This window comes from Azospirillum ramasamyi, assembly GCF_003233655.1.
GTDB classification, from domain to species: Bacteria; Pseudomonadota; Alphaproteobacteria; order Azospirillales; family Azospirillaceae; genus Azospirillum; species Azospirillum ramasamyi.
In genome coordinates, this window is sequence record NZ_CP029830.1 from 777,672 (window position 1) to 792,316 (window position 14,645).

15 protein-coding genes are annotated in these 14,645 nt (G+C 66.4%); 11 read left to right on the forward strand and 4 right to left on the reverse strand.

Annotated elements, in window-relative coordinates; translation table 11 throughout:
• Positions 1–13: 13 nt before the first annotated feature.
• Positions 14–469 carry a CBS domain-containing protein gene (locus DM194_RS15940; protein ID WP_111068523.1) on the reverse strand — a complete coding sequence of 152 codons (456 nt, stop codon included), beginning with the start codon at positions 467–469 and terminating at the stop codon, positions 14–16.
• A 374-nt stretch (positions 470–843) separates the two neighbouring features.
• On the opposite strand from DM194_RS15940, the gene DM194_RS15945 reads away from it, so the two are divergent.
• Positions 844–1,059, forward strand: coding sequence for a hypothetical protein (locus DM194_RS15945; protein ID WP_111068524.1), 216 nt, complete (start codon positions 844–846; stop codon positions 1,057–1,059).
• Between the two features lie 87 nt (positions 1,060–1,146).
• Here DM194_RS15945 and DM194_RS15950 read toward each other — a convergent pair whose 3' ends face one another.
• Positions 1,147–1,590 (reverse strand): GNAT family N-acetyltransferase, encoded by a 444-nt coding sequence (locus DM194_RS15950; protein ID WP_111068525.1) that lies wholly within the window; start codon positions 1,588–1,590, stop codon positions 1,147–1,149.
• Between the two features lie 515 nt (positions 1,591–2,105).
• On the opposite strand from DM194_RS15950, the gene oxlT reads away from it, so the two are divergent.
• The 7 genes from oxlT to DM194_RS15985 all read left to right on the forward strand — a co-directional run bounded on the left by oxlT (position 2,106) and on the right by DM194_RS15985 (position 9,464).
• On the forward strand, positions 2,106–3,413 hold the full coding sequence (oxlT, locus tag DM194_RS15955; protein WP_111068526.1) for an oxalate/formate MFS antiporter: 1,308 nt from the start codon (positions 2,106–2,108) through the stop codon (positions 3,411–3,413).
• Positions 3,414–3,692: 279 nt separating this feature from the next.
• Complete coding sequence (locus DM194_RS15960) at positions 3,693–4,436, forward strand: sulfite exporter TauE/SafE family protein (RefSeq protein ID WP_111068527.1); 744 nt, start codon at positions 3,693–3,695, stop codon at positions 4,434–4,436.
• A 226-nt stretch (positions 4,437–4,662) separates the two neighbouring features.
• Positions 4,663–5,694, forward strand: a complete 1,032-nt coding sequence (locus tag DM194_RS15965) for a 2-dehydropantoate 2-reductase (RefSeq protein WP_111068528.1) — start codon at positions 4,663–4,665, stop codon at positions 5,692–5,694.
• 71 nt (positions 5,695–5,765) lie between these two features.
• Positions 5,766–6,239: a CBS domain-containing protein gene (locus DM194_RS15970; RefSeq protein ID WP_111068529.1), complete on the forward strand. Its 474-nt coding sequence runs from the start codon at positions 5,766–5,768 to the stop codon at positions 6,237–6,239.
• A gap of 205 nt (positions 6,240–6,444) precedes the next feature.
• Complete coding sequence (locus DM194_RS15975; protein ID WP_111068530.1) at positions 6,445–7,629, forward strand: Re/Si-specific NAD(P)(+) transhydrogenase subunit alpha; 1,185 nt, start codon at positions 6,445–6,447, stop codon at positions 7,627–7,629.
• Between the two features lie 13 nt (positions 7,630–7,642).
• Positions 7,643–8,065 carry an NAD(P) transhydrogenase subunit alpha part 2 gene (locus DM194_RS15980; RefSeq protein WP_111068531.1) on the forward strand — a complete coding sequence of 141 codons (423 nt, stop codon included), beginning with the start codon at positions 7,643–7,645 and terminating at the stop codon, positions 8,063–8,065.
• Between the two features lie 4 nt (positions 8,066–8,069).
• Positions 8,070–9,464, forward strand: a complete 1,395-nt coding sequence (locus tag DM194_RS15985) for an NAD(P)(+) transhydrogenase (Re/Si-specific) subunit beta (RefSeq protein WP_111068532.1) — start codon at positions 8,070–8,072, stop codon at positions 9,462–9,464.
• Positions 9,465–9,533: 69 nt separating this feature from the next.
• Here DM194_RS15985 and uraD read toward each other — a convergent pair whose 3' ends face one another.
• Positions 9,534–10,064 (reverse strand): 2-oxo-4-hydroxy-4-carboxy-5-ureidoimidazoline decarboxylase, encoded by a 531-nt coding sequence (gene uraD, locus DM194_RS15990; RefSeq protein ID WP_111068533.1) that lies wholly within the window; start codon positions 10,062–10,064, stop codon positions 9,534–9,536.
• Between the two features lie 7 nt (positions 10,065–10,071).
• Positions 10,072–11,001, reverse strand: a complete 930-nt coding sequence (gene puuE / locus DM194_RS15995; protein WP_111068534.1) for an allantoinase PuuE — start codon at positions 10,999–11,001, stop codon at positions 10,072–10,074.
• Positions 11,002–11,203: 202 nt separating this feature from the next.
• Here puuE and uraH point away from each other — a divergent pair, with 202 nt between their 5' ends.
• The 3 genes from uraH (at position 11,204) to DM194_RS16010 (ending at position 14,567) form a co-directional block, all read left to right on the forward strand.
• On the forward strand, positions 11,204–11,566 hold the full coding sequence (gene uraH / locus DM194_RS16000; RefSeq protein WP_111068535.1) for a hydroxyisourate hydrolase: 363 nt from the start codon (positions 11,204–11,206) through the stop codon (positions 11,564–11,566).
• Between the two features lie 118 nt (positions 11,567–11,684).
• Positions 11,685–13,454: a glyoxylate carboligase gene (gcl, locus tag DM194_RS16005; protein ID WP_111068536.1), complete on the forward strand. Its 1,770-nt coding sequence runs from the start codon at positions 11,685–11,687 to the stop codon at positions 13,452–13,454.
• A 192-nt stretch (positions 13,455–13,646) separates the two neighbouring features.
• Positions 13,647–14,567: a LysR family transcriptional regulator gene (locus DM194_RS16010; protein ID WP_111068537.1), complete on the forward strand. Its 921-nt coding sequence runs from the start codon at positions 13,647–13,649 to the stop codon at positions 14,565–14,567.
• The last annotated feature ends 78 nt before the right edge of the window (positions 14,568–14,645 follow it).

Consider the following 14,645-nt stretch of genomic DNA (forward strand, 5'->3'; position numbering starts at 1 on the left):
CAGGGGCGGTGGATCAATGGGCGTAGGTGGTGCCTGCCGGCGGCTCCGGCGTTGCGGCGACCGTGTCTTCCAACTCCTGCCGCTGCAGGCGGGTGAAGTCGCGGGCGCTGACGACGCCGACCAGATGGCCGTCTTCCAGGACCGGAAGATGCCGGATGTGATGCTGCTCCATCAGCTGCAGCGCCTGGAGGACGCTGTCGGACGGGGCGCAGGTCACCGGCTGGCGGGTCATCAGCTGCGACACCGGCATGGACAGCAGCGGCGCGCCCCGGTCCAGCAGGGCGTGAACGATGTCGCGTTCCGAAAGGACGCCGGCCAACGTGTTGCCTTCAGTCCGGCAGACGTCCTTGACGACCAGGGCGCTGATGTTCTCCGCCTTCATAAGGCCGATGGCATCGGCGACCGTGGCGTTGGTCCGTACGGCGACGACACGGGATTCCTTGGTGCGCAGGATATGTTCGACGTTCATGGCGTGGCTCCTGTCGGCTGGCGGCTGAACGGCTGATTGGACGGCGGGGCGCTGGTTCGGCGTCACGCTTTGAATATGGTATGCCACATACTGTACGCCAATCAAACAATTTCCTCCGCCAATCGTGACGACGGAGCGCGATCACGCTCAAGCGGTTGGTTCCGTTGTACGAAGGCAGCAGAGCGGAAACGCTTGTGATGCGATATGTTCGATACGCATACAAACGGACGCAAGCATGCGCTATACGCATGACTGGTATTATGTACCTTGTATACCAAAAAACTTGATCCGGTTTTTGCGGCGCGTCATAACACTTTGGTCAAGCCGAAGCCGTTCGATAAAACGCACCCCACCGAGACACTGGAGCGATGCACATGTTGGAAATCCTTGTCCTGGCGCTCGTGCTGTCCGTCTTCGGCGGCACGGTCCACTACATCCTGTCGATGCAGGTCGCCAATGCCGGCAAGTCGCAGTGTGATTTCTCCGCCGCGCCGCTTCGCCTGGCCAACCCGACCGAAGCCGACCTGAAGGAACAGGAAGACGAACTGCCGCCGGGGCCGTCATGGGCCAGCTTCCCGCGCGCCTTCTGAGGGCCGCGGCCCTGGACCGATAAACACCGGCATAACGAAAAAGACGGCCTCCCCAGGCCGTCTTTCTGTTTGTGCGCCGCAGCTGCCTCAGGCGAGCGGCAGCACCAGCTGGAAGCTTTTGATGGTCATGCGCTTGCGGTGATAGAAGCGGTGGGCCTCGCCGCGCTGGATGCCGGAGATGATTTCCATCTGGGCGCAGCCGCGTTCCCGCGCTTCGTTCGCCAGCCAGTCGAACAGCTTGTCGCCCAACCCGTAGGAGCGCTTGGCGGCGCTGGTCACCAGATCCTCGACATACATGTAACGACCGCGCGACAGCGTCTCGTGCACGCGGAAGCCGCCGCAACCGGCGATCTCGCCGTCCAGCCGCAGCAGGGCGAGGTTGTAGCCGTCGTCCATCTGCCGGCGGATCTGGGCGCTGTAGGCGTCGGCATCGGTCATGTGGGTCCGCAGCTCCTTCATGATCGGGTAGCTGGCGGCGATATCGGCATCGTTCCGGGCCACTGCGATCTCGATGTTCTGCTGCTGGTCCATGGCGATCGACTCCTTATCAATATGGGTTCTGCCGGGAAGGGCCTGAGCGTCGGCTCCTGAGACCGGGTGTTGAGAACGATCCCATCGGTGACCTTTAGGGCTCGTCCGCCCCAGACGCTGGCATACCATATACAAATGCTGCCGCCGCCCAAAGTCGGGTGGAGCTGCTTTCCGCGTGACGGAAAATCAGCATGACAAAGCTGCATACCAGCCGTCGCGATTGCGGGGCATGGAAACAGTTGGGCAACCACACTGACTACTTGTCTGCTGTTCGGCATCTGGTATACCATATTGATAATTCCAGACTGAAATCAGGACCGCATCGGTCTGGTCGGGGGGCGAAAAAACCGCCTCCCGAAACAACAGTGGCGTGCCCCGAGGCCGCATCCTCGCCGCACGACCACCGACAGCAAAGAACCGCGTCAAATCTCTGAAGCATCAAACAAGACGCTCAAGCACCAGAACAGAAGCGAAGCCTTACGGGCACAAAACCGCTTCCCAGAGGAGATAGATAGATGCAGCATACGAATTCGGAGGCGCAGGGCGCACCGCTCGGCGGCCGCTGGATGCAGTTGGTCATCGGCGTGATCTGCATGTCGATGATTGCCAATCTGCAATATGGCTGGACGCTGTTCGTCAACCCCATTGAAGAAAAGTACCAATGGGGCCGTGCCGCCATTCAGGTCGCCTTCACCATCTTCGTCGTGACCGAAACCTGGTTGGTTCCTGTCGAAGGCTGGTTCGTTGACAAGTTTGGACCCCGCATCGTCGTACTGATCGGCGGCGTGCTTTGCGCGCTGGCCTGGGTCATCAATTCGTTCGCAGACTCCCTGGCGCTGCTCTATCTGGGCGCCGCCATCGGAGGCATCGGCGCCGGCGGCGTCTATGGCACCTGCGTCGGGAATGCCCTGAAGTGGTTCCCCGACCGCCGCGGCCTCGCCGCCGGTCTGACCGCCGCGGGCTTCGGCGCCGGCTCGGCTCTCACCGTCGTCCCGATCGCCAACATGATCCAGACCTCGGGCTTCGAGCAGACCTTCCTGGTCTTCGGCCTGGGACAGGGCCTGATCGTCTTCGCGCTGGCCTGGTTCCTGAGGGAGCCGAACCCCGCCCTGCTGCCGAAGACCAAGTCCAACATCGTGCAAAGCCGCCGCAACTACACCCCGCAGGAGACGCTGAAATCGCCGGTCTTCTGGGTGATGTACCTGATGTTCGTCATGGTCGCCGCCGGCGGTCTGATGGCCACGGCCCAGCTCGGCCCGATCGCCAAGGACTTCCACCTCGACGGCATGCCGGTCAGCATCATGGGCCTGACCCTGCCGGCGCTGACCTTCGCGCTCACCATCGACCGCGTGCTGAACGGCGTGACCCGTCCCTTCTTCGGCTGGGTGTCCGACCATATCGGCCGCGAGAACACCATGTTCGTCGCCTTCGCCATCGAGGCCGTCGGCATCCTGGCGCTGAACCAATGGGGTCAACACCCGGTCGCCTTCGTCGTCCTGACCGGCCTGGTGTTCTTCGCCTGGGGCGAGATCTACAGCCTGTTCCCGTCCTGCTGCGCCGACAGCTTCGGGTCGAAGTTCGCGACGACCAACGCCGGCCTGCTCTACACCGCCAAGGGTACGGCGTCGCTGGTGGTTCCCTTCGCCAACGTGATCGTCGCCTCCACCGGCAGCTGGCAGACGGTGTTCTTCTTCGCCGCCGCGGTCAACGCCATCGCCGCCTTCATGGCCCTGTTCGTTCTGAAGCCGATGCGCGCCCGCCAGATCGCAGAGGACAGCCGCCAGCCGATTGGCAAGCTGGCGACCGAGGGCGCCGCCGACTAAGGCGGAGAGTAGTCCCGGCCAAAGTCCCGGCCGACCGGGGGGCCGGCTGGGACGGGGTATCGTGACCGTCAAACCGCCGGAGTGACGACCGGCTGCAAAGCAAACCGGCATCGGGGCCACCGCATTGGCCCCGGTGTCGGTTTGTCGCGTTCTGGGTCCGGCTTCGCGCACAAAGCGTCGGGCGTCGGATGTCCTGCACAAGCCCGCTTCAGAGGGTGATGTGTGGTATACAGAATACGAGATATCTTGTCAACTCCGATCGGAAGGGGTGGGTCGATCATGGTGGGTTTTGTCGTCCTGATGCTGGCCGCCTTCGCATCGGGCGCGCTTAACGCGGTTGCCGGGGGAGGAGCCTTCATCACCTTTCCGGCCCTGCTGTTTGCCGGCGTGCCGCCGGTGGCCGCCAATGCCTCCAGCACCGTGGCGCTGTTTCCGGGGCAGGCGGCCAGCAGTTGGGCCTATCGGCGCGAGATCGCGGCCGGCGGCCAGGTGAATGTCCCGGTCTTCGCCGCTCTCAGTCTGGTCGGCGGGCTGATCGGCGCCCTGCTGCTCCTGCTGACGCCGAACGCGGTGTTCGCGGGCTTCGTCCCCTGGCTCCTGCTGTTTGCGACCGCCGTCTTCGCCGTGGGAGCCTATGCGCCGTGGATCGTCTCCAGGCTGCGGCTGGGTGGGCGCAGCGTGCTGGTCGTGCAGTTCATCATCTCGATCTATGGCGGCTATTTCGGCGGGGGAATCGGCTTTCTGATGCTGGCGGCGCTGACCCTGTTCGGGCTGCGCGACATCCACGCCATGAACGGGCTGCGGCTGTTGCTGGCGATGCTGATGAATGCGGCGGCGGTGGGTGCCTTCATCGTCGCCGGGGCGGTGTGGTGGCCAGAAACGATCGCGATGGCGGTGGCGGCGGTCGCCGGCGGCTATGCCGGCGCCATGGGGGCGAAACGGGTGGATCCGAGGATTCTGAAGACGTTGGTCGTCCTCATCGGAGTGGCGTTGACCCTGTACTTCTTTGTGAAGGGAGCCTGATCCGATCGGGGAAAAGCAGGCGCCGTAATCTCAACAATCCTCCCACATTCCGCATTGACATACGGTATGTGGTATACCAAACTCCAAGCACAGTTTGCGCGACAGACTGTTGGATGCCGCTGCAATAGCAACCGGTCAGCCGATGGATGCGGCCGGTGTGGGCAGGCTGGCGTCGTCCAGCCCCACAGCATTCAAAAAGTGAAATCGGGGGAGAGGGGAATCCGGCATGAAGATCTGCATCTACGGATCCGGGGCCATCGGCGGCTATCTCGGCGTACGCCTGCACCAGGCGGGTGCCGAAGTCAGTCTGGTGGCGCGCGGTGCGCATCTGGCGGCGATGCGCGAGAACGGCGTCACCCTGCTGATGGGGGAGGAGAAGACCGTCGTCCACCCCCGCTGCACCGACAACCCGGCCGAACTCGGCCCGCAGGACTACGTCATCATCGCGCTGAAGGCCCACTCCGTCCCCGGCGTCGTTCCCGCGATGCAGCCGCTGCTCGGTGACGACACCGCCGTCGTCACCGCGGTAAACGGCATCCCCTACTGGTATTTCTACGGCACCGGCGGCGCCTTCGACGGCCGTACGCTGGAGACGGTCGATCCCGGTTCGGCCCAATGGAAGGGGCTGGGGCCGGAGCGCGCCATCGGCTGCGTCGTCTACCCGGCGACCGAAGTGGTGGAGCCCGGCGTCATCCAGCACGTCTATGGCGACAAGTTCTCCCTGGGCGAGCCGGACGGGTCGAAGTCGGACCGCGTCGTCGCCCTGTCGAAGGCGATGGAGGCCGGCGGCCTGCGCGCGCCCGTGCTGGACCGCATCCGTGACGAGATCTGGCTGAAGCTGTGGGGCAACCTGTGCTTCAACCCGATCAGCGCGCTGACCCACGGCACGCTGGAGGGCATCTGCGGTGATCCCGAGACCCGAGCCGTCGCCAAGGCGATGATGCTGGAGGCCAAGGAGATCGGCGATAAGCTGGGCGTCCATTTCCGCGTCGATGTGGAGCGCCGCATCAACGGCGCCGCCGCCGTCGGCGCCCACAAGACCTCGATGCTCCAGGATCTGGAGCGCGGCCGGCCGATGGAAATCGATCCGCTGCTGTCCGTGGTCCAGGAGATGGGCCGCATGGTCGGCGTGGCGACTCCGACCATCGACGTGGTGCTGGCCCTGGTGAAGCAGCGGGGCGAGACCGCCGGCTGCTACACCCGGCCGCAGCCCGCGCCGGCCTCCGAACCCGCCAAGGAAGTGGCGGCCGCCCAGTAAGCAACGCAGGTGGCGCGGCCGGTGCGGATCCCGACGGACCGTGCCGGCCGCATCGAATGGGGAGGACCGCCATGAAGGTCGAGGATATTCTCCGCAAGAAGGGCACGCGCATCGGCATGGTGCGCATCAACGAAACGGTCGCCACCGCGCTGCGCCTGATGAAGGCGGAGAATACCGGGGCGCTCGTGGTAAAGGACGTCTGCCGGACCGAGGGAAACACGGTCGTCGGCGTCATCTCCGAACGTGACGTTGTCCGCGCGCTGGTCGACCGCGGGCCCGGCATCCTGGAACTGGCGGTGTCGGCGTTGATGACGCGCGATCCCTATTGCTGCCGCCCGTCCGACCCGGTGCGTCATGTGCTGAGCCTGATGGACGAGCATGGCATCCGCCATGTCCCGGTGCTTGAGGGAGCGACCCTGGTCGGCGTCGTCAGCGTCCGCGACCTGATCCGCCGGCAGTTGGAAGACATGCAGTCCGACGACATCGCGCCGGTCGCGGCCGCCGGTTCGGAAGGCTGGGACTATCCGGTCGTCGCCAACCAGTAATCGGTGCATGCGCGGCCGGCACGGCTTCGTCGCCGGCCGCGCGGCTCCGCCCGCCTGACAGTGCTCATTCCTGATTCTTGCCGCTTCGGCGCACCCCCGGCCATGAACCGGATGCGGGCGGACCGACGTGGGCGGACCATGCCCGCCGCCCCCCTGTCAGCTGTCCCCTGCCTGCTGCCGGCGCCGGCCTTCGAAAGCAAACGACATGAAGATCGCAATACCCAGGGAGCGCCGCCCGGGCGAGCGCCGCGTCGCCGCGTCTCCCGAAACCGTCAAGAAATTCAAAACTCTCGGGCTGGACGTTGTGGTGGAGAGCGGGGCCGGGCTCGGTTCCAGCCTTCCCGACGCGGCCTATGAGGCGGCCGGGGCCGTCATCGCCGCCGACGCGGCCTCGGCGCTGGCCGATGCCGACATCGTGCTGAAGGTGCAGCGGCCGCTGATCGCCCAGGAAGTTGAAAAGGGCGAGGGCGGCGAGGACGAGCTGGCGCTGATCCGCAAGGGCGCGCTGCTGTTCGCCATCCTCAACCCCTACAACAGCCGCGACCATGTGAAGGCCTATGCCGATGCCGGCGTGAACGCCTTCGCCATGGAGTTCATGCCGCGCATCACCCGCGCCCAGGTCATGGACGTGCTGTCCTCCCAGGCCAACCTCGCCGGCTACAAGGCCGTCGTCGATGCCGCCAGCGAGTACGGCCGCGCCTTCCCGATGATGATGACCGCCGCCGGCACCGTGCCGCCGGCGCGCGCCTTCATCATGGGCGTCGGCGTCGCCGGCCTGCAGGCCATCGCCACCGCCAAGCGCCTCGGCGCCATCGTCTCGGCCACCGACGTGCGCCCGGCGGTGAAGGAGCAGGTGCAGTCGCTGGGCGGCAGCTTCGTCGCCGTCGAGAACGACGAGTTCAAGCAGGCGGAGACCGCCGGCGGCTATGCCAAGGAGATGTCGGACGACTACAAGCGCCAGCAGGCCGCCCTGGTCGCCGAGCACATCAGGAAGCAGGACATCGTCATCACCACGGCGCTGATCCCCGGCCGCAAGGCGCCGATCCTGGTGACGGCGGAGCATGTGGCGTCGATGAAGCCGGGTTCGGTCATCGTCGATCTGGCGGTGGAGCAGGGCGGCAACGTCGAGGGCGCCAAGCTGGGCGAGGTGGTGACCACGGCCAACGGCGTGAAGATCGTCGGCCATGCCAACTACGCCAGCCGCATCGCCGAGAGCGCCTCGCTCTTGTACGCCAAGAACCTGCTGGCGCTGCTGACGTCGCTGCACGGCAAGGAAACCGGCGTCGCCGTCAACTGGGACGACGAGATCGTCAAGGCCATCGCGCTGACCCGCGACGGCGCCATCGTGCATCCTGCCTTCGCGGACACCCGCGAAGCGCAACCCGCGTGAGGAGGCGGATCCCATGGAACACCCGGATCCCGCAAGCAACATCGCCGCATTCCGTGAAACACTGGCCGGCTTGACCAATCAGGTCGATGCCCTGGCCTTGCAGGTTGCGCAGCTGTCGCCGGTTCCCGTCACCCAGGCCGCCGGCGGCCATGGCGACTTCTTCATCACCGGCCTGACGGTGCTCGTGCTGGCCTGCTTCGTCGGCTACTACGTCGTCTGGCGCGTCACCCCGGCCCTGCACTCGCCGCTGATGGCGGTCACCAACGCCGTGTCCTCGGTCATCATCGTCGGCGCCCTCATCGCCGCCGGCCCTGAAGGCTTCGGCTTCTCCAAGATCCTGGGCTTCCTCGCCGTCATCCTGGCAAGCGTCAACATCTTCGGCGGCTTCCTCGTGACCCAGCGCATGCTCTCCATGTTCAAGAAGAAGGGCAAGTAAGACCATGGAAACCTTGTCGGCCCTTCTCTATCTGGTCGCCTCCGTCTGCTTCGTCATGGCGCTGCGCGGGCTGTCCAGCCCGGAGACCTCGCGCCAGGGCAACATCTACGGCATGGTCGGCATGACCATCGCCATCCTGACCACGCTGGCCTCGCCCATCGTCCAGTCCTATTGGATGATCGTGCTCGGCATCGCCATCGGCGGCGCCATCGGCTATGTGGTGGCCAAGAAGATCGAGATGACGGCGCTGCCGCAGCTGGTCGCCGCCTTCCACTCGCTGGTCGGCCTCGCCGCGGTGTTCGTGGCGCTCGCCGCCTTCTACTCGCCGGAGGCCTACGGCATCGGCGTGGCCGGCGCCATCGCCACCGGCTCGCTGATCGAGATGGCGCTCGGCACCGCCATCGGCGCCATCACCTTCACCGGCTCGCTGGTCGCCTTCGCCAAGCTGCAGGGCCTCGTCACCGGCAAGCCGCTGGTCTTCCCGATGCAGCACCCGCTGAACGCGGCGCTGGGCGTGCTGACCGTCATCCTCATCATCTGGCTGGTGCAGTCGAACTCGTCGGCGGCGATGTGGATGATCGTGCTGGTGGCTCTGGCGCTCGGCTTCCTGCTGATCCTGCCGATCGGCGGCGCCGACATGCCGGTGGTGATCTCGATGCTGAACAGCTACTCCGGCTGGGCGGCCTGCGGCATCGGCTTCACCCTGCAGAACAACCTGCTGATCATCACCGGCGCGCTGGTGGGCTCCTCGGGCGCGATCCTGTCCTACATCATGTGCAAGGGCATGAACCGCTCGATCTTCAACGTCATCCTCGGCGGCTTCGGCGGCGAGAGCGCGGCCGCGGCCGGCGACGCCAAGGGTCCGCAGGGCTCGGTCAAGGCCGGCTCGGCCGAGGATGCCGCCTACATCATGAAGAACGCCCAGTCGGTGATCGTTGTTCCGGGCTATGGCATGGCCGTCGCCCAGGCGCAGCATGCCCTGCGCGAGATGTCCGACGCGCTGAAGCATGAGGGCGTTGACGTGAAATACGCCATCCACCCGGTGGCGGGCCGCATGCCGGGCCACATGAACGTGCTGCTGGCCGAGGCCAACGTGCCTTACGACGAGGTGTTCGAGCTGGAGGACATCAACCGCGACTTCGGCACGGCGGATGTGGCCTTCGTCATCGGCGCCAACGACGTGACCAACCCGGCGGCCAAGACCGATCCGACGAGCGCCATCTACGGCATGCCGATCCTGGACGTGGAGAAGGCCAAGACGGTGTTCTTCATCAAGCGCGGCATGGCCGCCGGTTATGCCGGCGTCGAGAACGAGCTGTTCTTCCGTCCCAACACCATGATGCTGTTCGGCGACGCCAAGAAGGTCACCGAAGAGGTGGTGAAGGCGATGGAGGCGTAAAGGGCGTTCGATGAAAAGGCGCGCCGCTCCGGTCCGGGGCGGCGCGCCTTTTTTATTTCGGCGAATCCCCTAGCTCGGCGAAGACGGGGGGAACTCGACCAGATCGTCCAACCGGAACCCGGCGATCTTGTAGATCTCCTCCAGCGCCCGGCCGAACTCCACCTCCGGGTCGTTCGCCACGCGCTCGCGCATCGCCGCCAGGATCTCCGGCTTGCTGCTGAAGCGCACCGCCATGATGAAGGGAAAGCCGAAGCGGTCGCGGTAGGCGCGGTTCAGGTCGCGCTGCTCCTGCGCTTCCTCGTCGGTCAGTTCGTTCAGACCGGCCTTGGCCTGCTCGGTCTGCGAGAAGGCGGTCAGGGTGGCGGGGCGGCTGGCGCGGTCGGCGAGGTCGGGGTGGGACAGGATCAGCGCGCGCTGCCGCTCGGTCCCGGCGTTGCGCACGATGTCGGTCATCACCGCGCGCAGGCTGGCCGCATCGGCGAAGGGGCGCTTGTCCCAGGCGGCTTCCGCCACCCAGGGGCTTTCCTCGAACACCGCGCCGAGCGCCGCGACGAAGGCGGCGCGGTCCATGCTGTTCAGATCGTCGAGACTATAGGGCATCGGGGTCTCACTTCGGGGCGTAGGGGTGTTCGGCGATCCAGTGGCGGGCGATGTCGAGCCGGGTCGCCACCCAGACCTTGTCGTGGCCACGCACATAGTCGAGGAAGCGGGCCAGCGACGCCGCGCGGCCGGGACGGCCGACCAGACGGCAATGCAGGCCGACCGACATCATCTTCGGCGCCGTCGCCCCCTCGGCATAGAGCGTGTCGAAGCTGTCCTTGAGATAGGCGAAGAACTGGTCGCCGCTGTTGAAGCCCTGGTTGGTGGCGAAGCGCATGTCGTTGGCGTCGAGCGTGTAGGGAACGATCAGCTGCGGCCGGCCATGGCGGTCGTCCCAATAGGGCAGGTCGTCGGCGTAGGAATCGGCGTTGTAGACGAAGCCGCCCTCCTCCGCGACCAGCCGCCAGGTGTTCGGGCTGCACCGCCCGAGATACCAGCCGAGCGGCCGTTCCCCGGTGACGCGGGTGTGGACCTCGATGGCGCGCAGCATGTGCTCGCGTTCCACCTCGGCGGGGAGATGCTGGTAGTCGATCCAGCGCCAGCCATGGGTGGCGATCTCCCACCCCGCAGCCTTCATGGCGGCGACCACTTCGGGATTGCGCTCCAGCGCCATGGCGACGCCATAGACGGTGACCGGCAGGCCGCGCTCGGTGAACAGACGGTGCAGCCGCCAGAAGCCGGCGCGGGAGCCGTATTCGTAGATCGACTCCATGTTCATGTGGCGGGCGCCGGGAATCGGCTGGGCGCCGACGATCTCCGACAGGAAGGCTTCCGAAGCGGCGTCGCCGTGGAGGACGCAGTTCTCGCCGCCCTCCTCGTAATTGATGACGAACTGCACCGCCACGCGGGCGCCGCCCGGCCAGTTGGCCTGCGGCGGGGTGGCGCCATAGCCGATCATGTCGCGGGGGTAGCCCTGGGGAGGGGCGGTGTCGGTCATCGTCGTCTCGCTCTCACGCTGCGGTCGAAGCGGGGACTAGGCTAAGCCATTGGCGGCAGGGGGTTCAATCGGCCGATTGCGCACGGCGGTGAAGACAGTTTCAGGATTTCGGCGGCTGGGCAGGCCAGGGCGGTTGGGCTTAGGCTGGCGGTTGTGAATTGTCGTCGGCTTGACGATGCCTGGAAATGGAGACACGCACCCCATGGGCCGCCTGACCACCCACGTTCTCGACATCGCCGCCGGGCGTCCGGCGCCGGGCATGCGCATCCGCCTGACCGCGCTCGACAGCGGCACCGTGCTGGGCGAGTTCACCACCAACGCCGACGGCCGGCTCGACGCCCCGGCGTTGCAGGGCGACGCCTTACGGCCGGGCCGCTACGAGCTGCTGTTCATGGCCGGCGAGTATTTCCGCCGCACCGGCGCGATCTCCGGCGCCGTTGATGGTGATGGGCCGGACTTCATCGACGAGGTGCCGCTGCGTTTCGGCATCAAGGACGCCTCCCAGCATTACCATGTGCCGCTTCTGGTCTCGCCCTGGGCCTATTCGACCTACCGCGGCAGCTGATTCCCCTTTCGGTGCCGCTTTCCAGCCTGTGGAAAAGGCAATCCGTTGATTTGCCGAACGCACCATCAGCGCGCTTAGCTGTCCCCACGAACAATCGCGTTGGTGAGGGAGTCGAGCGATGGCGAGAATGACGGCGGCGGAAGCGGCGGTGCGGGTGCTGGAGCGGGAGGGCATCGACGTCTGCTTCGGCGTCCCGGGCGCCGCGATCAACCCCTTCTACGCGGCGATGCAGCGGCGCGGCACGATGCGCCATGTCCTGGCCCGCCATGTCGAGGGCGCCTCGCACATGGCCGAGGGGTACACCCGGGCCAATGCCGGCAACATCGGCGTGTGCATCGGCACCTCCGGCCCGGCCGGCACCGACATGATCACCGGCCTCTATTCGGCGATCGCGGACTCGATTCCGATCCTGTGCATCACCGGGCAGGCGCCGCGCGCCCGCCTGCACAAGGAGGATTTCCAGGCCATCAACGTGCCGGACATCGCCAAGCCGGTGACCAAGTGGGCGCTGACCGTGCTGGAGCCGGCCCAGGTGCCCTACGTCTTCCAGCAGGCCTTCCACCTGATGCGCAGCGGCCGTCCCGGCCCGGTGCTGATCGACCTGCCGATCGACGTCCAGATGGCGGAGATCGAGTTCGACGACGAGACCTATGAACCGCTGCCGGTCTACAAGCCGTCGGCGACCCGTGCCCAGGTCGAGAAGGCGCTGGCGATGTTCGCGGCGGCGGAACGTCCGCTGGTCGTGGCCGGCGGCGGCATCATCAACGCCGATGCGTCCGACAAGCTGGTGGAATTCGCCGAGCTGCTGGGCGTGCCGGTGATCCCGACCCTGATGGGCTGGGGCACCATCCCCGACGACCATCCGCTGATGGCGGGCATGGTGGGGCTGCAGACCGCCCACCGCTACGGCAACGCGACGATGCTGCAGTCCGACTTCGTGCTGGGCATCGGCAACCGCTGGGCCAACCGCCACACCGGCTCGGTCGAGGTCTACACCAAGGGCCGCAAGTTCGTGCATGTCGACATCGAGCCGACCCAGATCGGCCGCGTCTTCATGCCGGATCTCGGCATCGTGTCCGACGCCGGCGCGGCGCTGGACATGTTCATCGAGGTGGCGCGTAAGTGGAAGGCCGAAGGCCGCTTCAAGGATCTCGGCGGCTGGGTCAAGGACTGCCAGGGCCGCAAGCGGTCGATGCACCGCCGCAGCGACTTCGATCAGGTGCCGATGAAGCCGCAGCGCGTCTATCAGGAGATGAACAGCGCCTTCGGCAAGGACACCACCTACGTCACCACCATCGGCCTGTCGCAGATCGCCGGCGCGCAGTTCCTGCACGTCTACAAGCCGCGCCACTGGATCAACTGCGGCCAGGCCGGCCCGCTGGGCTGGACCCTGCCGGCGGCGCTGGGCGTCCGGGTGGCCGATCCGAACCGGCGCATCGTCGCGCTGTCCGGCGACTACGACTTCCAGTTCATGATCGAGGAGCTGGCGGTCGGCGCCCAGCACAAGCTGCCCTACATCCATGTGCTGGTGAACAACGCCTATCTCGGCCTGATCCGGCAGGCGCAGCGCGCCTTCCAGATGGATTTCCAGGTGCAGCTGTCCTTCGAGAACATCAACGCGCCGGAGATCGGCGTCTATGGCGTCGACCATGTCGCCGTCGCCGAGGGGCTGGGCTGCAAGGCGATCCGCGTCACCGAGCCGGACCGCATCCAGGAGGCCTTCGCCCAGGCCCAGGCCTGGATGGACGAGTATCAGGTGCCGGTCGTCGTCGAGCTGGTGCTGGAGCGTGTGACCAACATTTCCATGGGCACCGACATCGACAACGTCACCGAGTTCGAGGAAACCCTCGATCTGCCGGTGGAGGAGAGCGAGACGGTGCTGGTCTGACGGTCCCATCCCGTCCGGCTCGGTCCCGTCCGGCCCCATCCCGTCAGATCGGAAGCCGCCGGAGCGCATCAGCGCTCCGGCGGTTTTCATTTGGCGGGTATGCTGCGTCGCGGAAATTCCCTCGCCGTTTCGCCCGTGCTAGCGTCGGCGCCGATCCGTAACCCACCGGTCCGGCAGGGAGTCCGCGCGAGCATGGCGTTGCTTGAGAACATGCGCATCTTCGTCCGCGTCGTCGAACTGGGCAGCCTGTCGGCCGCCGGACGGAACCTGCGCATGTCGCCGGCCATGGTCAGCCACCGCATCCAGCAACTGGAAACCCATCTCGGCGTGCGCTTGCTGAACCGCACCACCCGGCAGCTCCAGGCCACCGAAACCGGGATGGACTTCTACCAAAGCTGCCTGGAGGTGCTGGAGGCGGTGGAGCGCGCCCACAGCAGCATCGCCGCCGGGGCCGGCGTTCCGTCGGGCAGCGTGCGCGTGACGGCGCCGCTGGGCTTCGGCCGCCGCATCCTGTCGCCGCTGGTACCGGATTTCTGCGCCGCGCATCCGCTGGTGGAGGTGCGGCTGCGCCTGTCCGACCATCTGCTCGACCTGCTGCGCGAGGCGGTGGATGTCGCGGTGCGGATGGCGGCGCTGAAGGATTCCAGCTTCGTCGTGCGCAAGATCGCCGACATGCGCCGCGTGCTGGTGGCCTCCCCCTCCTACCTGTCGGAGCGCGGCCGGCCGGAAAAGCCGGCGGACTTGGCCGGGCACAACTGCCTGCTTCTGCGCTTTCCCGGCACCCAGCAATATCAATGGAGCGTGCTGGAGGGCGGCGAGCCGGTGAAGCTGCCGGTGTCGGGCCGCTTCGATGCCGATGACGGCGACGTGCTGACCGGCTGGGCGCTGGACGGCCGCGGCATCGCCATGAAGCCGCTATGGGAGGTGGCGGAGCATCTGGCGAGCGGCGCCCTGGTGCCGGTGCTGCCCGAGTTTCCGCCGGAGCCGGTGACGCTGGCGGTGCTCTATCCCCACCGCGCGCTGGTGCCGGCCAAGGTGCGTGCCTTCGCCGACCATATGGTGCCGAAGATCAAGGCGGCGCTGACGGCGATCTCGCCGGATACGATCATGTGATGACGGGGGCCATCATCAGGGATATTCCCGACTGGCCCGCTACGGCATCCGGCTTATTAATACCCCAACTGCCGTTTA